The organism is Campylobacter sp. RM12647, assembly GCF_020138135.1.
Taxonomy (GTDB): domain Bacteria; phylum Campylobacterota; class Campylobacteria; order Campylobacterales; family Campylobacteraceae; genus Campylobacter_E.
The window spans coordinates 47761-70150 of the sequence record NZ_JACGAS010000008.1 but is presented as its reverse complement, the minus strand read 5'-3'; the positions used below and the strand labels follow the sequence as shown (position 1 = coordinate 70150).

Below are 22390 nucleotides of genomic sequence, written 5' to 3'. Positions count from 1 at the left end.
TTTAAGATTATTTTATTATGGTGTGTGTTTTTAATTGTTTTTAGTAGTTAGTGAAGGTTATTTTTAGATTTTAATTGCTTTTTAGTTTTTAATTTAAAGTATTGTTTGTGTTGTTTAGAGTGGGGTTGGGGGGGGTTATAGTATTATACATAGTATTAATAGAATAATTAGAAATTACGATTTAGTATTAAAAGCTAGTTTTAAAACAATCATTGATATGATTAACAAAATATACCTAAGGAATGTTTTGATGAAAAGCTATTTTCAAGATTTAAGACTGGAATTTACCGAATATAACAAGATGAAATTATTACAAGATTTAATGGCTGGTGCTACGGTTGCTGCTGTTGCTCTGCCTTTAGCGCTTGCATTTGGTGTTAGTAGTGGGGCAAGTGCAGCTTCAGGACTTATTACTGCTATTTTAGCTGGGTTTGTAATATCGTTATTTGGTGGAGCTTATTATCAAATATCAGGTCCAACCGGTGCAATGGCTGCTATTTTAATTGCCATAACTACTCAATATGGACTAACAGGTGTTTTTGTGGCTACTTTGATGGCTGGATTATTATTAATTTTTGCAGGATTATTTCATTTTGGTAGAGTGATTGCATTTATTCCTATGCCTGTAATTACAGGTTTTACTTCAGGAATTGCTGTTATTATTGCCTTAGGTCAAATTGATAATTTATTAGGTGTTAAAGCTAGTGGAATTACAACGTTGGAAAAAACAATAAATTATTTTAAAATGGATTTAGATATTAATTATATTTCAGTTTTTATATGTATTTTCGTAGTAGTTTTTATGTTAGCTTATCCTAAAAAATATCAAAAATACGCTCCTGCTTCATTAATTGCACTGATAGTCGCTACATTAATAAGTATAATTTTTTCATTAGATATTCAAAGAATAGGGGTAATTCCTACTAACATAATCTTAGATGATAGGTTTGCTTTTAGTGATTTTGATATTTTACACTTAAAAGAGTTGATAACTCCTGCAATAAGTATTGCTTTATTGGGTATGATAGAGAGCTTGTTATGTGGTGCAAGTGGAGGTAGAATGGTTGGTGTTAGACTTAAATGCGATAGAGAATTAATAGCTCAAGGCTTAGGCAATATTTTAGTTCCTTTTTGCGGTGGAGTTCCTGCGACTGCTGCTATTGCTAGAACTAGCGTGGCTATTAAGTCTGGTGCTGTTACTAGGCTTACTGGTATATTTCATTCTATAATTTTATTGGTATCTATGCTTGTTTTAGCACCGATTATGAGTTTAATTCCACTTAGTGCGTTAGCTGGAATTTTATTTGTAACTGCATTTAGAATGAATGAGTGGCATACTATTAAATATTTTTTTAAAAATAGATTTAAAGGTGCTTTAGTTCAGTTTTTTGCAACTATGTTAGCAACTATTATTTTTGATTTAACAATTGCAATTTTAATAGGCGTGATTTTATCTTTAATGCTTTTAATGGTTCAGATTTCAAACTTAAAAATTAAATTTGATTATTTTGATAGTGAGAAATTTACTGATTTAAATTCTCCTTTACCACAACATATAAAACAAGCTGAAGTAATTTATATAATGGGAGCTATTATATTTTCTAATACGGATAAAATTTTAGAATTAACTAGCAGAATAAATTATAAAACAGCGATTATATTTTCTATGCGTGGGACAACTTATATGGATATTTCAGGAGCAAGTGCCTTTCTTGAAGTAATAGAAGCTATTAAAAAGCGAAAAATTCCCGTATTTATTGCAGGTGTTTCTCCTGATATTAAAGAAATTATGAAAAGAAGCGGTATTGTTGAAGCTATTGGAGTAGATAATTTTTATTGGAGCGTTGAAATGACTATTAAATAGCTATTAAAACTATTTAAAAGTATTTTTCAAAATTATATTTGGCGATATTGTTTTTTGATTTTATGAAGATTTTTGGTGCTTATATTTTGTATTGTGTTTAAAAAGAATTTAAATTATCTTCTACTCATTCTAGCAATTACGCCTAAGACTTCAGCCGTTGCCTTATATAATTCTACAGGGATTTCATCTCCTACTTCACAAATCTTATAAAGTGATCTTGCTAATTCTCTTTGCTCATATATTGGAATATCGTGTTTTTGTGCTATTTCACGGATTTTAAAGGCGATATTATCAACTCCTTTTGCTAATACCACAGGGGCTTTATGTTTTGTCTTATCATAAGCAATTGCGATTGAGTAATGAGTTGGGTTGGTAATTACCACATCAGCATTAGGGACATCTTGCATCATACGATTTCTTGCTGCTTGCATTTGAATTTGTCTGATTTTTGCCTTTACTTGCGGGTCTCCTTCCATTTGCTTGTATTCATCTTTAATCTCTTGCTTACTCATTCTAAGTCCTTTAAAATACTGAAAACGAACTATAAAAATATCAAGTATTCCAAATACTAAAAATGAGCAAATAACGGCTGCAAAAAGGATTATGATTTTATCTCTTAACCACTCCATTTGTTTAATGAGTGGCAAAATTGCTAAATGGCTAAGTCCTGGCAAAAAGCTATATATAAAATACCCAACAATGCCGAAAATAACGCTAACTTTTAGAATGATTTTTACTAATTCTATTAGCTTTTTCATTGAAATTATATTTTTAATGCCCTTGATTGGATTGATTTTGCCAAAATTAGGCATTATGGGTTTGAGTGTGAAATTAAAGCCTATTTGCATAACATTTGCAATAATTCCAGCAATAGCAATTGCAATAGCAAGTGGTAATACCATTAATGTAAGCTCTAAAAGGGTTTTAATACCTATTTTATAAAGCAATTTATTATCAATTTCGCTACCTATTAAACTCTGATAATAAATGTATAAAGCCGTAATTCTTTCGTGCAGAAAATAAACCCAAAATAAAGCAAAGCCAAAACCAACGCAAAGAGTTATAAGTGCTGCCACATCTTGACTTTTAGCGACATTTCCTTCTTTTCTGGCGTCTTCTATCTTTTTATCTGTGGGTTCTTCTGTCTTTTCTGCATCATCAGCCATAATTACTCACCAAGTCTTATAGAAAAATCAACCCAAGTAGCCTTATAAATATTTGAGCCTGAACTTACTACATCAACTCCGCTTTTAGCATATTCAACTATGGTGTTTTCGTTAATATCCCCACTAGCTTCTAAGATAACTTTAATGCCTAAACTATCTCTTAATTTTACTATATTAGCACACTCACTAGGGCTCATATTATCAAGTAAAATCGCATTTACATTAGCTTCTAAAGCAGCCTTTACTTGTTCAATTGTATCGCACTCAATTTCAATTGGAGTGTAATATGGGATTTTGCTTTTTAGCTCTTTTATAAAAGATTTTAAATCCTTTACTCCAAGCAAATGAGTATCTTTTAGCATTATACAATCATCTAAACCTAAACGATGATTTTGCCCACCACCACAACGAATTGCGTATTTTTCAAACACTCTTAATCCAGGTCTTGTCTTTCTAGTATCAAGCAAAGCTACATCATAATCTTTTATTAAAGCTTTCATTGAAGCAACTTTTGTAGCAATCCCTGATGCGTGTTGAATAAAATTAAGTATGGTTCGCTCACTTATTAATAAAGTAGTTTTTAAGGTTTTAAATTTTGCTAAAATATCGCCTTTTTTGAAACTTTGCCCATCTTTTATAAATAATTCATATTCAATATTTTGCATTTTACAAATCTCTTTAAAATAAGGCTCTCCAGCAAAAACCCCATCACTTTTAGCCTTAAGATTTGCTTTTATTATTTCATTATTTTCAAGTTGTGAGAATAAATCTCCCCTACCTAAATCATCATTTAATTCTTTTTTAATAAGTTCAATTTCACTATTAATTAACATTATTTGCCTCCATTAAGTTTAAAAACTCTAAAAATGTATTACTTAAAGCTACAACTTCACTAAAAGGCACGCTTTCATTTGCTGCGTGGATTTTATCATTTACCACGCCTAATTCACAGACTAAAACGCCGTATTTTGCAAATAATCTTGCATCACTAGTGCCGCCTTTTGCGTTTAAGCTAGTATTGAAAATACCTTGATTTTCTAAGGCTTTTTTAAGAGTTTTTACAAGTATTGAATTAGCGTCTGTATAAAATGGCTCTGAACTTTGTTTGATTTCTAATTCATAATCTAAATTCTTTAAATTTTCTCTTAAAAAATCTTCTAAATCTTGCTTGCTTGTAAGTGGAGAATTTCTAACATTTAGCATAATTTTAAACTCACTAGGAGTTACATTTGATGCACCAATTCCTGCACTTAAATTAGTAATTACTATTTTACTTGGTTCAAAAAACTCATTGCCATTATCTAAATCAAATCCTGAAATTTTAGCTAAAAACGAAGCCCCTAAATGAACGGGATTTTTACATTTTGATGGATAGGCTGCATGACCTTGAGTTCCTAATATTTTTATGCTTGCGTGAATGCTACCCCTACGACCAACTTTTATGCTATCACCGAAGTTTTTTTCGCAAGTTGGCTCGGCAACTATGCACATATTAGGCAACTCATTTCTTTTGTCTAATTCTTCTAAAACCTTGATAACTCCATCTTTACCATCTCCTTCTTCATCACTTGTTAAAACAATGCTGATTTTTCTTATATTTTTAATATTGTTTTTGCTAAATTCTTTAATTGCATACAAAAATGCTGCAACGCCACTTTTCATATCTTGAGTGCCACGCGCTATTATTAAATCATCTTTTATAATTGGTAAAAATGGCTCACTTTCCCAGCCATTTCCACTAGGAACTACATCAATATGTCCGCAAAAACAAATATGCAAACCAACTTTGTTAAATTCTTTGCTTAGAATTTGATTTGTAGTATTATTTATAGCTAGGATTTCATTATCAAAATTAGATAAAAACTCACTTGTAATTTTATAACAATTCTTAGCATCAGGAGTAACACTAGCTTCTTTTAAAAGGTCTATAAATAATTTTTTAAGCATTTTTTTCCTTTAAATGATAAAAGTCTAAATCAATTTCTTCTTGAGTAAAAGTTGGACTTGGTTTGCCTAAATAAAATCCTTGAAACTCATCTACACCAACTTCGATACATTTTTTAAATATTTCTTCTGTACTTACAAATTCTGCAACGGTCTTAATACCTAGAGATTTTGAGAATAAAACTATAGTTTTGACTATTTTTTCACTTTTTTCATCTTTTGTAATTTTTTCTATAATACTTCCATCTATTTTAATATAATCAGGCATTAATTCTAATAAATATGAAAAATTACTAAATCCACTACCAAAATCATCTATTGCTATTTTGCAGCCTAATTCTTTTATTCTTTTTAAAAAGTCTTTTATTTTTTCATTTTGTGAAATATTTTCATCTTCTAATACTTCAATAATTAAGCGATTAGCAACCCCTGTTCTTCTTAAAAGATTTATGAATTTATTATTTTTAGCACTATCAATCATATCCCTTCCGCCAAGATTTACGCATAAAACAATGTCTTGGTTTTCAACTAAAGTTTGAACAACTTTTTCTATTATGAAATTTTCAATAATTTCGTATTGTTTCATTTTAATTGAAACTGCTAAAAAAGCACCTGGAGTGATTACATCGGTTCCTTCAGGAGTTTTTTTGACAATTCTTACTAAAGATTCAAATTTAGTAATGTTTTTATCTTTATCAAAAATAGGTTGGAAAAAAGGTAAGATTTCATCTTTTGCTATTGCACTTTGAATTGATTTTGCTGTGCTTAGTTGATGGAAATATTCTTTTTCTTCATCTATAAATTTAGAATAACAAACGAAATTCTTATTATCTCTTTTTGCTCTTTTTAGTGCAATAAATGCTTTTTTAAGTGTATTTTCATTTTCTAAACAAAGTCCCATTGTAAGTGTTAGAACTATGCTAGCTATTTGGTGATTATATTCTATTGTTAAATCTTTATTTTTAAGCTCTTGCATAAGCTCTGTTACTAATTCTTCATACCTTTGTTCATCTTCAATATTATCTTCTAAAAGCGCAAACAAATCTCCATCAAGCTTATAGACTTCTAAGTGGTTTTCATCAGCAAAATCGCTCATAATTAAGGCAATATGTTTTAATAAATCATCAGCAGTATTAGCGTCAAAATAATCATTAATTTTTTTAAACTCATCAATATCAACTAATAATAATTTTGGATTTTTCATAAGAACGATTGATTTTTCCAAGCTTCTTTTATTTTTTAGTTGAGTTAGTGGGTCTATACTTGCTTCAATTTCAAGTTTTTCTATTCTTTTAGTGTATGTGCTAATACTTCTTTGGTATTGTGCTGAGATATGATTTTTTTGTTTATATAAGTTATAAATTAAAATAAAAAAACAAATATTTAAAAGCACAGGTATGTAAAATTGGTAAAATCTAGAATTTGTAAGGTAAAATTGGTTATTAAAGCCATAATAAGCCCCATTAATTAATTCATAATATCTTATGTCAAATTGATTTTTATCTACTTTTATAGCTTCGTAAAAACTATTATTTTTTACTAATTCTTTAATTTCTAATTCACTTAATTTAGGACTATTATCATTTTTTGAGATAATTTTATTGTCTTGAACGATAAATTCGCTTAATATTTTAGAAGATTTAAATTCTTCTTTATTTACTAATGAATGTAAGTAGCTTTCTGTAAATAATCTAACATAATTTCTAGAATCCATAAAAAGATAAAAATTAAGTAGAACAAAAACACCAATTAATAAATATAAAATATTTTTTATTTTTTTAAAATCCTTGTTTTCCATTTTTCAACCTACAATCTTATAATTTTAGCCCCAAATCCACCAGCATTTGCAGGTGCATCACAAAAGCTTTTTATACTCCTATTAGTTTTTAAATATTCTTTTACAGCATAAGCTAAGCGACCTGTTCCAATGCCGTGATATACGATAATCTCATCAAATCCAATTATTAGTGCGTCTGAAATAAATTTATCTAATAATTCAATAGCTTCTTCGCTTCTTAATCCATGCAAATCTAATTTAGTGCTAGCATTGCTTACACTTTTTTCATAAGTTACTTTGCTAGAATTTGATTTAGGAGTTTCGCCACTTCTTTTTAACATTGAAATATCAAGTTTTAATTGTAGCATATCAGTTTGCACGGTTGCTATATTTTTATTTAAAGCTATGATTTTGCCTTTAATTTTTTCGTATTTTACAAAATCTCCTATTTTAAATTCTTCTCTTTTAACGCTTTCTGGTTTTATTTGCTGCTTTAATACATTTGCTGCATTAATTTGTCTTTGTTTGTCTTTTAAATCAGAAAAATCAAGAGTTTTTTTAGCCGCATTTATTGCTTTAAAATATTCATTTTCTAGTTCATTTTTGCGTTTTTTGTATTCTTCAATTAATTTATTTTCTTTATCTTTTAGGCTTTCTAAGAGATTGTTTAATTTATTTTCTTTTTTTTCGTTGTTTGCAATTAGCATTTTAAGTTTTGCATCAAGTTCTAGGTTTTTATTTAGCATTTCATTTATATTTTGCTCAGCTTCGCTAGAGCTTTTTCTAGCAAGTTCAACCAAACTAGCACTTATTCCATATCTTAAAGCCGTCTCGTAAGCATAAGATTTACCAACAATACCTGCTAAAAACTCATATTTAGGACGCTCATTTTTAATATCATATAAAGCTGCTAATAATTCTACTTTATCTTCTTTAGCAAGTAGCATTGCTAAGCGTTTGTGATGGGTGGTAATTATTAGTTTTCCGTGTTTTTTCAGCTCACAAATTAGGGTAAAAAATAATGAACTCGCTTCTTCAAAATCAGTTCCTAGCTCAATCTCATCAACCCCTAATAAGAAATTTTTCTTACCATTCATTTTAGCAAATGCTAACATTCTTCCTGCAAAAGTAGAAATATCATTTTTAGCCATTTGTGGGTCTTCAATAATGCTTATATATTCTTTGAAAGTGCTTATGTGAGATTTGTTTGCATTAATTCTCATAGGAACTAGATATTTTGTCATAAAACTAGCAGCTAAAATGCTTTTAAGTAGCATTGATTTTCCACCCGCATTTACACCTGTTATTAATAAAACTTGCTCTTTAAACTCTACGCTAACAGGTTTTGGATTATTTAAAGCGGGGTGGCAAAACTCACTTAAGATAATTTTATCATCATTACTTGGAGTTATGAAGTTTAAATCCTTCTTTTTAGCAAAATTAACCCTTGCAATATAGCTATCTATTAAATCAAATTCTTTATTTATGAACTTTAAAAACAATAAATGCTTAGATAAAATTTCACTAAATTGTTTTGCGTATTCAAATCTTTTAGCATCGGCTTCATTTTCTAATCTTTTTATGCCTTGTTTGTAGTTTAAAATACTGCTAGGTTCTACATAAAATCCACCACCACTACTTCTTGCAACAATACTAGCATCAAGCACTTTAGCAAATCCGCCCCTAACCAATAAGCATTCAGTATTTGATATAAAATGTATTTGAGTATCTATTAAATAGCTTTCAAGTGATTTTGAGTTTAACAGGCTTCTTAGATTTTGATTTATGCTTTGGTTTAATTCTTTGATTTTGATTTTTATACTTTGTAAAAGCTCATCTTTTTCTTCATCAAATACATCGTCTTTAAAATATTTTAATATATTTTCAATTTCATTAGGAATTATGATTTTTTCAAGGTATTTTTTAAAAGAATTTGAAAACGGAATTTGAAATAAGTATTTAAAATAATTTAAAATCTTTACAAATTCTTCTATCTCATCAAGGTGTAAAATGCCTTTTTTGCTAAGATGATTTAATGCTTTGCTTAAATCTTTTACGCTTTTTAATTCTTTTAATTCATATTCGCATAATTCATTAATTCTTGCTAGGTGTAAATTAGTATCCCCTTCAATAAATAAAGGTTTATTTCTAGCAAATAAAGCAAATAATTCATCTAAATATTCAACTAAATCAAGGTTTTTAATAATTTGTAGCATCAAAAAACTCTTTTATCGTATTTAGCATAATTTTAGGCTCATTAATTTTATTTACTTCATTTCTAAATTCACTCGCATTTGCTAAGCCTTTTGAATATTCGTGCAAGTGTTTTCTAAACAACGAACAAGCATAATCTTTGTATAAATCACACATAAATTCAAAATGCGTAAGTATGATTTCGCTTTTATTAATTTCATTAAATTTACCCTTAATTTGAGAAAAAATCCAAGGATTTCCAACAGCATTTCTTCCTATCATAAGCCCATCAGCATTAGTTTGTTCTAATACCATTTGATGATTTTCATAAGATATATCGCCGTTTGCAATTATTTTGGTTTTTGCTAAAGATTTTGCTAGTTTTATAGCGTTATAATCTACCTTAGCACTATACATTCCTGCTCTAGTTCTTCCGTGAATACTTATAAAATCTAGCTCTAATTCGTTTAAAGCATTTATTATTTTTTCTATTTCGCACTCATTAAAACCAAGTCTTATTTTAACACTTGTTGTGCCTACTTTATTATTGGTTTTTATAATATCTAGGAGTGATTTTAGATTATCTAAATCTTTAAGTAGTGCTGAACCTGCATTTTGCTTAATAACTTTATTTACAGGACAGCCACAATTAAAATCAATCCCGTGAATGTTTTCTTCTTTATTTATAATCTCAACTGCTTTTTTTATAATTTCTTTATTTGAGCCTGCAATTTGAGCTATGAAAGGTCTTTCGCTTTTATCTTTTTCTAACATAGTTAAAGATTTTTCACTCTCATAAACAAGAGCGTTTGAACTAATCATTTCGCTAATTGTTACATCACAATCAAATCTTTTAACAAGTCTTCTAAAGGCAAGATCGCTAAGACCTGCCATTGGTGCTAGAAATAAGGGCTTAGAATTAGCAAATAAGTTTATCAACATCGTAAGTTTTACCTTGTTCTTTTAAAAATACAATTAATTTAAAATCTTCTAAATCAGCTTCGCTACCATAAATTTCTTCTATTAATTCATCAAATAGCGCAAGTTTTGCAAGTATATATAAATACGCTCTAAATGCGTTATCTTTTTCATTTTTTAGTTTTAAAAAGATTGCTTTTAGGCTATTTGGCTCAATTTTTGCAAATAATTCTTTTGCAAAATCTAAATATTCGCCTTCTTCAAAATTATCATTAAAAATTAAAACTTCTAATTCAGCATTGCTAAGACTTAAATCATCATTAGCAAATCTATTTAAAAGGATTTTAATATCTTCTTTGCTTTTTTGAATTTTTAGTGTTTTAATATTTGCATAAATGCCGTTTAAAATTAGATTATTGTAAGCACTTAGGCTGATTTCATCTTGAATTTCTTCTTGATTTTTTAGTAAGTTATAAGCGTAATTTAAATCATTTTTAGCTTTATTTGCTTCGTTTTTTAAATAAATTGTATTGTCTTTAGATAGTTTAAATGGTTTTAAATCACAGATTTCTCCATTTTCAACCATTGCTTTTATAGCTATTGCATTATTTAATTTATCAGCACTTGTTCCTGCTTGATTGTAATAAAGTGATTTTACTAATTCACTAGCGTCTTGAATTTCTTTTGTTTTAAACTTGTAAATATTCTTTTTATCTAAAACTAAATCTTCTAAAAACATTTCAAATTTTTTACCATCTTTAATAAGTCTTTTTGTTGAAAAATGAAAAGAAATAAATGAAAAATAAAAATAAAGTAATGCAAATATAACATATATAACAAGTGGCATACAAACCCAAGTAAAGCTATCAAATTCAAATGTTTTTTGAAAATTGAAAATTCCTAAATTAATTACTCTTGTAGAGTTAAATAAATCATTAAAAAATATAACAATAATAAGTCCAATTAACATTAAATATAAAATAGAATAAATTAAAAAATTTCTAATTTTCATAACAATCCTTTACTTATGATAAGGGTGATTTGAATTTATACAAAAACCCCTATAAATTTGTTCTAACAATACAATCCTTGCAATTTCGTGTGAAAATGTAAGTTTTGAAAAACTCAATACATAATCACATTCATTTAAAAACTCATCATTAAATCCAAAAGCTCCACCTACAAAAAAATTAATCTCATTTTTATCTTGCAATAACTTAGCAAACTCAATACTATCAATGCTCTTGCCCCTTTCACTTAAAGCTATACTAAAAGTTTTTTTATAAGGCATATAAGCTTTTGCATATTCTATTCTAGCTTCATTTGAGCCCAAATCTTGTGCTTTTGCGATTTGTTTTGAAAATACATTATTTAGATTAAGTTTTGAAAATTGATTTATTAATTTTATAAATCTATTTTCAAATTCGCTTAATTTTTCTAATTTTTTTTGAATAAAATAAATATTTATATTCATTTAAAATATCGTAAAAAATCACTTAAAAATTCACGCTGATTAGCTCTTGGAACAATAGAATCAATAAGTCCATGCTCTAATAAAAACTCAGCACTTTGAAATCCTTCAGGTAAGTCAGCTCCTATAGTTTGCTTAATAACTCTAGCACCAGCAAAGCCAATTTGTGCCATAGGTTCAGCAATTACAATATCTCCAAGCCAAGCAAAAGACGCTGATACTCCACCAAAAGTAGGGTTAGTTAGAATTGATATGTAAGGAAGTCTTTCTCTAGCAAGTAATTTTAATGCAGCTGATGTTTTAGCCATTTGCATAAGTGAATATGTGCTCTCTTGCATTCTAGCACCACCACTTGCGCTAATTATTATAAGTCCTTCTTTTTTTTGCATAGCGCGTTGAACTGCACGAACGATTTTTTCGCCTTCAACACTTCCTAGCGAACCACCCATAAAAGAAAAGTCAAACACACATAATTGAACGCCAATTCCACCGATTTTGCATTCCCCTGAAATTACTGCACTTGTTCTGCCTGTTTTTTCTTCGCTTTCGTTTAAGCGTTTTTTATAGCTTTTTGAATCTACGAATTTTAATGGGTCATTAGCTCTTAAAGTTTTATCATATTCAATAAAACTTCCTTCATCAACTAGCATTTCTATTCTTTCATTAGGGCTTATTTTCATATGTAAGCCACACTTAGGGCATACATTAAAGCAACTTGCAACTTCTTTATAATACATTAAAGCATGACAATTATCACATTTTACCCAGTGATTTGGTGCTTCATTTGGCTTTGATTGTGTTCTTCTAATTTTAAAAATATCTGCAAAACTCATTCTTATCTCCTAAAATTGACTTCCTATGCTAAATTCAAATGTATTTGTTTTATCCCCTGATTTTTTATCAATAGGTTTTGAGAATACAAACACTAATGGTCCCATTGGTGTGCTCCAATCAAGACTAATTCCTGCACTTTGTCTTTTAATCTCATTTAATTTTTTTTCGCCTATCATACCATAATCATAAAAAATTGAACCACGAAGTTTTAATTTATTAATTAATGGGAAATTGATTTCTACACTAGAATTAAGTGAAATCGCTCCACCTTTATCGTAAGGATAAGCAATTACTCCGTTTCCTAATTTATCTACTTTAGTATGAGTATTTGTATCATAATATCCAATACCCCTTGGAGTTATGCTATCACTTTCATATCCTCTAACACTTCTTAAACCACCAAGATATAATCTTGAGTTAATTGGTGTATCTTTATAATTAAATAATTTATTAAATGATGTTCTAAATCTAAAAATTAAATCGGTGTCAAAATCTTCTTTTAAACCTTTATAATACTTAAAATCAAAGGCAAATTTTTTATATTTTTGGTCTCCCCCAAGCCCTGCATAAGTAAATGCTGCTCTACTATAAATACCACTTCTTGGTAAGTAAAAATCATCAGTATTATCAAAATATAAATATGGAGTTATAGCTGATTTTCTTGATTTGCCTAATTTTTCACCACTTGCAATCATTTCAATAGTTGCTTTTCTTAAATCACTTTGCTCGTAATTATAAATAGCTCCAATTCCCCAAAATCTAGCTAATTCTCTACCAATGCTAAGTTCTAAACCATTATTGTATTCTTCATAAGTATCCCAATCTCTTTTGTAGCTATATATATCAAAGCCTGTTGAGTATTTAGAATCAAATATCCTAGGATTATTTAAAAAGATTTTACCAGTTACATCTTTATCTGATTTTTCTAAATTAATCCCACCATACATTCCGCTACCTAAGATATTCCTATCGCTAACAGATGCGTTAATTAAGAATCCATCAGATGTGCTATAACCAACACCACCAGTAATTGAGCCTGTTGATTTTTCTTTTACATCTACTAATAAATCAATATCTCCCGTAAAGCTTGGTTTTGGAGTGATATTTACTTCTTCAAAATAACCGGTTTTTCTAAGTGCTATAATGCTATCATTTAAATCTGTTTTGTTAAATTGCATTCCTTCGGTTAAGAATAATTCTCTTCTTACTACTTTATCTAAAGATTTATCATTGCCTTTAATTATTACTTTACCAATATTGTATTTATTTCCTAGATTAACTCTAAAATAAATTTTTACAACTCCATCAGCATCATTTTTAGCAATATCAGGATAAACCTCTGCTAAAGCATATCCTTTATCTTGGAATTTGGTTTTAATTAATTCTATATCAGAACGAATTTTTTCTGAATTAATATATTTTCCTTTTTTGCTTCTTAAATCACTTAAGTTAAATTTCACTTCATTTTCTAGTGGGTTTTCTATTGTGATTTCTTCTATTTTATAGCGTTTACCTTCGCTTATATAATAGGTTAATTCTGCTTTGTAAGTTTGCATATTAGCTTCTAAATAAGGATTTGATACATTAGCATCAAGATAGCCTTTTTTCATATATTCATCTTTAATTCTAGCAGGGTCGTTTGGTAGTTCGGTTGAGTATAATTTACCATCATTAAATCCCCAAAACCAACCTAATAGTTCTTTTTCTTTATTTGCTATTACAGGGTCAAAATCACTATAGTCTAATTTTTTAGCACCTATTAAATTAACTTTTTTAATTGTTATGATTTCGCCTCTATTTATGTTGAAATTTAATACAACAGCATTATTTTCAAGCTCTTGAGTATCAACTTCAACTACGCTATCATAAAATCCACGAGATTGGTAGTATAGAATTATTTTTTCTTTTGCTTCTTCTATTTTTCTATCATTATAAGCTTCGCCTTTTTTAATACCTAAAAACGATTCTATTTGCTTTTTATCATTACTTGAAGTTCCTTTGATATTTACTTTTGCAATGAATTGTTTTTCTACAACATTAAATATTAGCTTTCCATTATTTTCATCAACATAAATATCATCAAAATATCCATAAGAAAAAAGGTTTTTAACCGCATCATTTATCTTATATATATTAACTTCATCATTAATTTTTAAATCCACAGCCTTTAAGGCTTGTTCTTTTGACAAGTGATATAAACCTTTAAATTCAATATCACTTATTGTATTTGCATAAATCAAAGAACTAATAGCACTTACATATATAATTTTTTTCATATTTAACCTGATTTTTTGATTTTGAAGAAAGAATAATAATAAAAGAAAGTTAATATTAAGTTTGTAAAAAAAGCCCTAAAAATAGGGCTTTTCGGCTTAAATATAGCCTTGGTCTATCATAGCATCTGCAACTTTTTTAAAGCCTGCAATATTTGCTCCTGCTAATAAATTGTGTTCAAATCCAAATTCTTTAGCAGTATTTGCAGTTCTAGCGTAAATATCTTTCATAATCTTATGTAATTTTTCATCAACTTCGTTAAATGTCCAAGAAGTCATATTTGCATTTTGTTGCATTTCAAGCGCACTTGTAGCTACACCACCAGCATTTGCTGCTTTTGCTGGTGCATAATATATTTTGTTTTCTAAAATAAATTTTTGTGCATCAAGTGTGCAAGGCATATTAGCACCTTCAGCGATTAATTTACAGCCATTTTTATATAAGTTTTTTGCATCTATTAAGCTAAGTTCGTTTTGTGTTGCACAAGGGAAAGCATAATCACAAGGAATACTCCAAATTCCATTTGTTCCTTTTTCATAATTTACTTTAGATACAAAAACTGCACCTTTTTTGCGGTTAGCATAATCACTTACACGAAGTCTTAAGTTTTCTTTAATTTCTTTTAAAAGGTCTAAGTCAATTCCATCTTTATCATAAACATAGCCATCGCTATCGCTTACTGCAACAACTTTTGCTCCGTATTCATAAAGTTTTTCAATAGTATAAATAGCCACATTTCCACTACCTGAAACTACGCAAGTTTTTCCTTCAAAGCCTTCGCCTTTTTCTTTTAGCAATTCTTTTGAGAAATAAACCGTTCCATATCCTGTAGCTTCTTTTCTAACTAATGAACCACCCCAGCTAATTTTTTTACCTGTTAAAGTTCCATCAAATTTAGAAGTAATTTTTTTATAAGCTCCAAACATATATCCAAGCTCTCTAGCACCAACACCAATATCTCCAGCAGGTACATCGGTTGAATAGCCTATGTGTTTGCTAAGTTCGCTCATAAATGCTTGGCAAAATCTCATTATTTCAGCATCGCTTTTGCCTTTAGGGTCAAAATTAGCCCCACCTTTACCACCACCTATATAAAGTCCTGTTAAAGAGTTTTTAAAGATTTGCTCAAATGCTAAGAATTTTAAAATGTCAAGATTTACCGTAGGGTGAAATCTTAAACCACCTTTATAAGGTCCAAGAGCACTAGAAAATTGAACTCTGTAGCCAAAATGTGTTTGAGCTTTACCGCTATCATCAATATATACAACTCTAAAAATAATTGTTCTTTCTGGCATTACTAGTCTTTGTAATACTGCGTGTTGTTCGTATTGCTTGTTGCTTTCTAGTAATGGTGTAACTGATTTTAAAACTTCAGTTGCACATTGTAAGAATATAGGTTGTCTAGATGAATAAGTTTTGATTAATTCAAGTGTTTCATTTACATAAGATTTTGCACTCATTTTTTCTCCTTTAAAAAATAAAAAAATATTATACAAAAAAAATTAAATTTATGATAAAAATTTTGAAGAAAAATATATGAAAAAAATTAATAAAAATTTGTGATTAATTTTAGGAATTTAAAATGATTTAAATTCCTAGAAGTTTTAAACTATTGGTATGAATAATTGATAATTATCGTCTAGTATTTCGTAAAGTTTTGAAAAATCATTAGATAAATATTTTAAAGTATTCGTTTTGATTATATGCTTTTCAAATCCTAAACAATGTATTATGTATGGATTAAATTTTAGCTCTAATAATGGGTTTTTGCTTTTGTATTCTACTAATTCTAAATTCTTATTAAAAAATTGTGATTGCATATTTATATGCTCTATTAAATCATCACTTACAGGATTTGCATTATCAAAATACATCATTTTTGCATTTAAATTAAGTATTAAAGAAATATCTAATAAAGTAGATGTCAAATTCTCCACTCTAAGAGAGCCTGAACCTATGCAAGCTATAGTATTTAGCTTTGCAAAATCTATTGTTCCTATTTTTAAAACAGGCATAGAACTATCATAAAAAGTTGCTATATTTTTTTTAAAAATTTCTTTACTTGTAATAAATAGTCCAGAATACATATTACAAAACTCTAAAACTACATTATTTACCGATATATCTTCATATTTAATATGGACTATTATTGTCTTTCTTTTAAGTTTCTTTAATTTTTCTAGGTCTTTATTTATTGTAGGATTTACTACATAAAAAATTAGTCTTGAACTATTAGATTTTGCGTGTAATAAAAGTGCTGTATTTATTAAATTGTCTATATTTTCATCAATTTTCATATCAATTACAACGCAAATGCTATCTCCATAAGGGCTAGGAAATTGTCCTACCTGACCTTTAATCCTTGAAAACATTAGATTTAAAATATTTGGATCACCTACTAAAACTAGCTCATCATTTGCTAGAATTTGAGTATCGGGTTTTGGTAAAATTATTTCATTATCTCTATAAATTAATGCGATTTTATAAAATTCTTGCGCAATTGCATTTATATGTTTGTTTGCATAAATTGAACCAACAGGAACAAATACTTGCATAATCTCGCCAATTCCAAGTCCAATATCTCTTGCTATCATTGGCATATTTGGCAAAATATCTATCAAATGATTTGTAGTCATTTCTTCTTGATTAATAAGGGTGCAAAAGCTATCATTTTCGTATTCTTTATTATTTGATAATACTACAATTCTTACTCTTTTATCAATAAATCTTATAGCATCATAAGCAAGCCTTGTATCTAAATCATTATCAAATAATAAATATACAAGTTCAAGATTACTATTTACATAATTTTTAAGTCTTGCAGCATTTGTAGGGTCAATTTTAATATGAGTAAAACTATGCTTAAAATTAATATCATCTTGGCAAACGATTATATATTCTTTTGTGCTATCCTTAAACTTTGCAAGTTCTTTTAAGAAGTGATTTGCAACACAAACCTTAGCTAAAACTAATATTTTTTTCATAACAACTCCATTTTATAAAGGAAAATTATAATGAAATTTGATTTATATTCAACAGATAATAATGCTAGGCTTGGTAAAGTAAGCACAGCTCACGGGGAATTTAATACTCCTTGTTTTATGCCAGTAGGAACTCAAGGCTGCGTAAAAGCCCTAGATGCAACCGATATGCAAAAGACTTTAGGAGCAAAAATAATCCTAGCAAATACTTATCATACTTATTTAAGACCAGGTGCTGATTTGATAGCTAGACACGGCGGGCTACATAATTTTACTAAATTTAATGGAAGCTTTCTAACTGATAGTGGTGGATTTCAAGCTTTTTCACTAAGTAAAAATACAAAACATAGTGATGATGGAATTACCTTTAAAAGCCACATTGATGGGAGCTTACATCATTTTACACCTGCAAGTGTTTTAAAAACGGAGTATTTATTAAATAGTGATATTTGTATGGTTTTAGATGATTTATGTGCTTTACCTGCTAGTGAAGAAAGGATTAAAGCAAGTCTTAAACGCACTATTTATTGGGCTAAACTCTCGCTTGAGATGAAAAAAGAATTTCAAAATACAGATGAAATTACCTTGCTTCAAAAATATTCAAAAGAGCTTTATAAAAGCGAGTTTAAAAAGCTTTATACAAATGAATTAAAAAGAGAGCAAAATATCTTTGCTATCGTTCAAGGTGGGACTAATCATACGCTAAGAAGTGAGTGTTTAAAAGGTATTTTAGATGCTGAAAATGAATATTATTTTGATGGACTTGCAATTGGTGGGCTAAGCGTTGGAGAGCCAAATGAATTAATGTATGAAACGGTAGAAAAACTAGCCCCACAAATGCCGCAAAATCGCCCAAGATATTTAATGGGAGTTGGAACTCCGCTTGATTTGGTAGAAAATGTCGCTCGTGGGGTTGATATGTTTGATTGCGTTATGCCTACTAGAAATGCTAGAAATGGCACATTATTTACAAGTTTTGGCAAAATAAATATAAAGGCTAGTTTTATGAAAGATGATAATGAGCCAATTGATAAAAACTGCTCTTGTTATACTTGCAGAAACTACAGCCGTGCTTATGTTCATCATTTGTTTAAAGCTGGAGAGATTACATTTTTTCGCTTAGCAAGTCTTCATAATTTGCATTATTATTTAAATTTAATGAGTGAGATTAGAGAAAATATAGCTAATAAAACTTTTGCTAATTTTTATAAGAATTTTAAAGAGATTTATAAATAATATTAGTTTAAATACTAATATTATTTAAGCTAAACTTAGAAAGTCTTTATTGAGCTTTCTAATTTTTCCTTGAAAATTTACGCTAATTAAATTGCCTTCAATGGCAAGTATTTTTCCACTACCAAATAATTTATGATTTACTGCATTTCCTACTTTAAATTCATTAGTAGAATTATTTATACTAGTATTGCTAGTATTTTTATACATAATTTCATTTACAAAAATACTTGGATTTGTATAATCATATTGTAAATAGAATTTATGTTTTGCCCTTGTCATCGCTACATAAGCTAATCTTCGCTCTTCTTCAATATCAAAAATACCCATAAAAGTGCAAGGCATTTTGCTACCATCACAATCAATTAAAAATACATATTCAAATTCTAATCCTTTACTAGCGTGAATAGTCATAAGATTAATTGCGTTATTATTTTCTTTTATTATTTGTTCTTGTAAGATGATTTTATTTAAAAAATTAGTAAGCTTAGCAATATCAGCATTAAAGCCGCATTCTCTTTTGATAATATCAAAAAATACCGAGCAGTTTTCAGCTCTTGATTTTGGATTATCAAATAAATTATGAACTTCAAGAGAAGCTAATTTATTTAAAAATAAAGCGAATTTATCTTGAGTTGTAGTATAAAGCTCTATAAATTCTTTAATTTCAATATTTTTAAAACTATCTAAATTATCTTTTAAACTTTCAAATAAAGATGGTTTTTTAGATAAATTCTCTAATTTTTCTAAGGCTTTTTCACCAAATTTTCTTTTAGGCATATTGATGATTTTTTTAAAGGCCAAGTTATCGTTAAAATCCACATAAAGTCTTAGATAATTTATGAGTAATTTAATTTCCGCTCTTTCAAAAAACGGAACAGAACCAATAACTTTATAAGGTATATTCTCACTAATTAATCTAGGCTCAATGAAATTTCCGCTCATATTCATTCTATATAAAACACAGATTTCATTGTGTTTTACGCCTTTTTCTATAAGACTTTTAATCTCGTAAATTACTTCATAATAATTTTCTAATTTAGTAATATCTATATCAAATTCATTATTTGTAAATAGCTCTTTTCCATATCTTGTTTTATTGTTTGCTATTAAGCTATTTGCGTGATTTAATATGGTTTTTGTGCTTCTATAATTTTCTTCTAATTTAATGATTTTTGCGTCTTGAAAATCATCAGAAAATCCTAATATATTTTGTATTCTTGCGTGGCGAAATGAATAAATACTTTGATCATCATCTCCAACTACAACGATATTTTGATGAGCTTTACATAATAATTTTAATAATTTTAATTGAGCTAAATTAGTATCTTGATACTCATCTACCATTATGTATGAATATTGATTGCTAATTTTTGTAGCTGTTGTTGGATTGTTTTTTAAAATATCGTGTGGAAGAATTATTAAATCATCAAAATCTATTAAATTATTGTATTCTAAAGTTTTTTCATAATCTAAATATATTTCGTGATTTTCATTTTCTAATTCAAATTCTAAGGTATTTTTAACCCTATCTATATAAGCCATAGCTTCGTTGGTTTTATTTCTTAAAAACTCTTTTTCATCTTTTAAGATTTCTTTATCTTTTTTATCCTTACTTAAAAAATTTATATCAGTTTTTCTAATTTTTTCTAAAACAAATTCTTTAATCATAGCCTTTTTATCATCAGTATCAATTAGTCTATAATTTTTTCTTCTTCTTCCATCTAATAATTCTATATATTCACTTAAAAACTCCATTCCAAAGCTATGAAATGTGCTTAAAATTGGTAAATTATTACTATAGCCTATTTCATTTAGCATTTTTATAGCTCTTTCTTTCATTGAAGCTGCGGCTTTATTTGTAAATGTAAGGCTTAAAATTGATTCAGGGCTAATTCCAACTTCACTTATTAAATAGACTAATCTGCTAATCATTGTTTGAGTTTTGCCAGTTCCAGCACCAGCTAAGATTAATAAACTTCCATCTACAAATGTAGCGGCTTGTTTTTGAGCAGGATTTAGTCTATCTAAATAATTCATTCGCAAAATTCCTTAACCATTTTAGCAATTTCATTAATTCCTAATTGCCAAAACTCATCACTATTTAAATCAAGTCCAAAAAGTCCTACCAATTCAGCCGGAGAGCGACTTCCACCACTTGCTAAAAATTCTGTATAAAGCTCTACGAAATTAGCACATTTTCCACTCTTATAAAGTCCAAATAATGCTAAAACTAATAATTGTGCGTAAGAATACGCGTAGCAGTAAAACGGCGAATGGATAAAATGTGGGATATAGCTAAACCAATATTTGTATTTTTTGCGTAGTTTTACGCTACTACCAAACATTTTTTGCCCTTCAGCTAACCATAAGTCGCAAAACTCATCAACACTTAATTCACCTTCGTGATTATGTAGAGCGATTTCGTAATTTGTAAAATTAATTTGTCTAAAAAATGTTGCGAATATATCTTCAATTTTACTTGCCAAAAGTGCTTTTTTATCCTTAGGGCTAAGCGTATCTTTAATAGCGTCATAAACTAGCATTTCAGCAAAAACACTAGCAGTTTCAGCTGTAGTTAGCGGAGTATTTGCATTAAAATACCCTAGATTTTCTCCTGCTAGACTTTGATGGATTAAATGCCCTAATTCGTGTGCTAAAGTGAATAAATCTCTTCTATTATTTGTATGATTTAGCATTACAAATGGTTGAGGATTTATGCCATAGCTAAATGCTCCACTACGCTTATTTTTAGCAGGATATACATCAAGAGCTTTATTATCAAGTGCTTTTTGCATAAGTTCAGCAAATTTTGGGCTAAATTTATTAAAAGTATCTTTTACAACTTTACAAGATTTCTCAAAATCCCAATCATTGCTAATATCATCATAAAGTGGAGCGTATCTATCATAGTCTTTTAATTCTTTAAGACCTAGAATTTCACGCTTTTTATTGTAATAATTTTCTACTAAATGATAATTATTTTCGGCTGCTTTTATTAGGCTTTTTACACTTTCATCTTCAATTTGATTACTCAAATTCCTTGCTTGCATAGGATTTTCATAGCCCCTTAGCTCGCATTCACTTAAGTGATTATTTTTAATCATATTAAAAATAAAGCATAGAGTTTTTATATTTTTCTTAAGTCCTTTTGTAAGTGCATCGGCTGCTCTTTTTCTTAAAGCTCTATCAGGGCTATAAAGTTTGCTTAATAGTTCTTCTTCGCTGATTTTTTTTAAATCAAGTTTAAAGGTAATATTACTTAAGTATTCATCAAATAATCTTGAAAATGCTTCTTTACCATTTATATTCATTTTCATAAATACTTGCTCGTTGCTTTTGCTTAATTGATATTTTTTAGCTTTTAGCCAATTATTTAGCATATATGAATATTTTTTACAATTATTTGCAATTTCTTGTGCGTTTTCTAATTCGCAAAACTCAATTTCAAAAAACACCAATTTACTTTCAATATTAGTGCAAATTGTGCTTATTTCTTGTAAAAATGCTCCATTTGCACTATCTTTTGCAAAATGTAAATACGCATAAGCTCCGGCACGGCTTAACTCATTATAAATGCTTTCTAATTTTGAAATTATATTTTCAAATTCTTTTTCATTTTTTAAATTATTTTCGTATTTTAAAGCAAAATCGTTTGCTTGATTTTCTAAATCTTTTAAAATTTTATATAATTCTTCTTTGTTTTTATAAATTATGCTTAAATCCCATTCCATT

At 28.4% G+C, this 22390-nt stretch carries 16 protein-coding genes; 2 read left to right on the top strand and 14 right to left on the bottom strand.

Annotation, left to right across the window (positions count from 1 at the left end; all coding sequences use genetic code 11):
• The first annotated feature begins 250 nt into the window (after positions 1-250).
• Positions 251-1864 (top strand): SulP family inorganic anion transporter, encoded by a 1614-nt coding sequence (locus AVBRAN12647_RS04615; RefSeq protein WP_214117407.1) that lies wholly within the window; start codon positions 251-253, stop codon positions 1862-1864.
• Between the two features lie 113 nt (positions 1865-1977).
• Here AVBRAN12647_RS04615 and flhB read toward each other — a convergent pair whose 3' ends face one another.
• From flhB to AVBRAN12647_RS04555, 12 genes are all read right to left on the bottom strand, one after another.
• On the bottom strand, positions 1978-3033 hold the full coding sequence (gene flhB / locus AVBRAN12647_RS04610; RefSeq protein WP_336613907.1) for a flagellar biosynthesis protein FlhB: 1056 nt from the start codon (positions 3031-3033) through the stop codon (positions 1978-1980).
• Positions 3033-3863 (bottom strand): carboxylating nicotinate-nucleotide diphosphorylase, encoded by an 831-nt coding sequence (gene nadC / locus AVBRAN12647_RS04605; protein ID WP_336614764.1) that lies wholly within the window; start codon positions 3861-3863, stop codon positions 3033-3035. Before nadC ends, flhB begins: the two co-directional genes overlap by 1 nt.
• Complete coding sequence (gene dapE / locus AVBRAN12647_RS04600) at positions 3853-4977, bottom strand: succinyl-diaminopimelate desuccinylase (RefSeq protein WP_336614763.1); 1125 nt, start codon at positions 4975-4977, stop codon at positions 3853-3855. The genes nadC and dapE overlap by 11 nt, the downstream gene beginning before the upstream one ends.
• Positions 4970-6772 carry an EAL domain-containing protein gene (locus tag AVBRAN12647_RS04595; protein WP_336614762.1) on the bottom strand — a complete coding sequence of 601 codons (1803 nt, stop codon included), beginning with the start codon at positions 6770-6772 and terminating at the stop codon, positions 4970-4972. Before AVBRAN12647_RS04595 ends, dapE begins: the two co-directional genes overlap by 8 nt.
• 8 nt (positions 6773-6780) lie before the next feature.
• Positions 6781-8967 (bottom strand): endonuclease MutS2, encoded by a 2187-nt coding sequence (locus AVBRAN12647_RS04590; RefSeq protein ID WP_239803005.1) that lies wholly within the window; start codon positions 8965-8967, stop codon positions 6781-6783.
• Entirely contained in the window at positions 8951-9886 is a 936-nt protein-coding gene (locus AVBRAN12647_RS04585; protein WP_214117402.1) for a tRNA dihydrouridine synthase, read from the bottom strand. Before AVBRAN12647_RS04585 ends, AVBRAN12647_RS04590 begins: the two co-directional genes overlap by 17 nt.
• A complete protein-coding gene (locus AVBRAN12647_RS04580) occupies positions 9864-10874 on the bottom strand; it encodes a hypothetical protein (protein ID WP_336612630.1) in 1011 nt (336 codons plus the stop codon). Before AVBRAN12647_RS04580 ends, AVBRAN12647_RS04585 begins: the two co-directional genes overlap by 23 nt.
• A gap of 9 nt (positions 10875-10883) precedes the next feature.
• Positions 10884-11336 carry a 23S rRNA (pseudouridine(1915)-N(3))-methyltransferase RlmH gene (locus AVBRAN12647_RS04575; protein ID WP_214117400.1) on the bottom strand — a complete coding sequence of 151 codons (453 nt, stop codon included), beginning with the start codon at positions 11334-11336 and terminating at the stop codon, positions 10884-10886.
• A complete protein-coding gene (gene accD / locus AVBRAN12647_RS04570; RefSeq protein WP_214117399.1) occupies positions 11333-12166 on the bottom strand; it encodes an acetyl-CoA carboxylase, carboxyltransferase subunit beta in 834 nt (277 codons plus the stop codon). The genes AVBRAN12647_RS04575 and accD overlap by 4 nt, the downstream gene beginning before the upstream one ends.
• A gap of 9 nt (positions 12167-12175) precedes the next feature.
• On the bottom strand, positions 12176-14443 hold the full coding sequence (gene bamA, locus AVBRAN12647_RS04565) for an outer membrane protein assembly factor BamA (RefSeq protein WP_336614761.1): 2268 nt from the start codon (positions 14441-14443) through the stop codon (positions 12176-12178).
• A 96-nt stretch (positions 14444-14539) separates the two neighbouring features.
• On the bottom strand, positions 14540-15901 hold the full coding sequence (gene gdhA / locus AVBRAN12647_RS04560; RefSeq protein ID WP_214117397.1) for an NADP-specific glutamate dehydrogenase: 1362 nt from the start codon (positions 15899-15901) through the stop codon (positions 14540-14542).
• A gap of 144 nt (positions 15902-16045) precedes the next feature.
• Entirely contained in the window at positions 16046-17425 is a 1380-nt protein-coding gene (locus AVBRAN12647_RS04555) for a TrkA C-terminal domain-containing protein (protein ID WP_336614760.1), read from the bottom strand.
• A 30-nt stretch (positions 17426-17455) separates the two neighbouring features.
• On the opposite strand from AVBRAN12647_RS04555, the gene AVBRAN12647_RS04550 reads away from it, so the two are divergent.
• Positions 17456-18658, top strand: a complete 1203-nt coding sequence (locus tag AVBRAN12647_RS04550) for a tRNA guanosine(34) transglycosylase Tgt (RefSeq protein ID WP_336614759.1) — start codon at positions 17456-17458, stop codon at positions 18656-18658.
• A gap of 24 nt (positions 18659-18682) precedes the next feature.
• On the opposite strand, the gene AVBRAN12647_RS04545 is transcribed toward AVBRAN12647_RS04550, so the two are convergent.
• Together AVBRAN12647_RS04545 and AVBRAN12647_RS04540 are read right to left on the bottom strand one after the other, a co-directional pair.
• Positions 18683-20695 (bottom strand): ATP-dependent helicase, encoded by a 2013-nt coding sequence (locus AVBRAN12647_RS04545; RefSeq protein ID WP_336614758.1) that lies wholly within the window; start codon positions 20693-20695, stop codon positions 18683-18685.
• Positions 20692-22389, bottom strand: coding sequence for a M3 family oligoendopeptidase (locus tag AVBRAN12647_RS04540; RefSeq protein WP_267523930.1), 1698 nt, complete (start codon positions 22387-22389; stop codon positions 20692-20694). Before AVBRAN12647_RS04540 ends, AVBRAN12647_RS04545 begins: the two co-directional genes overlap by 4 nt.
• Position 22390: the final 1 nt, after the last annotated feature.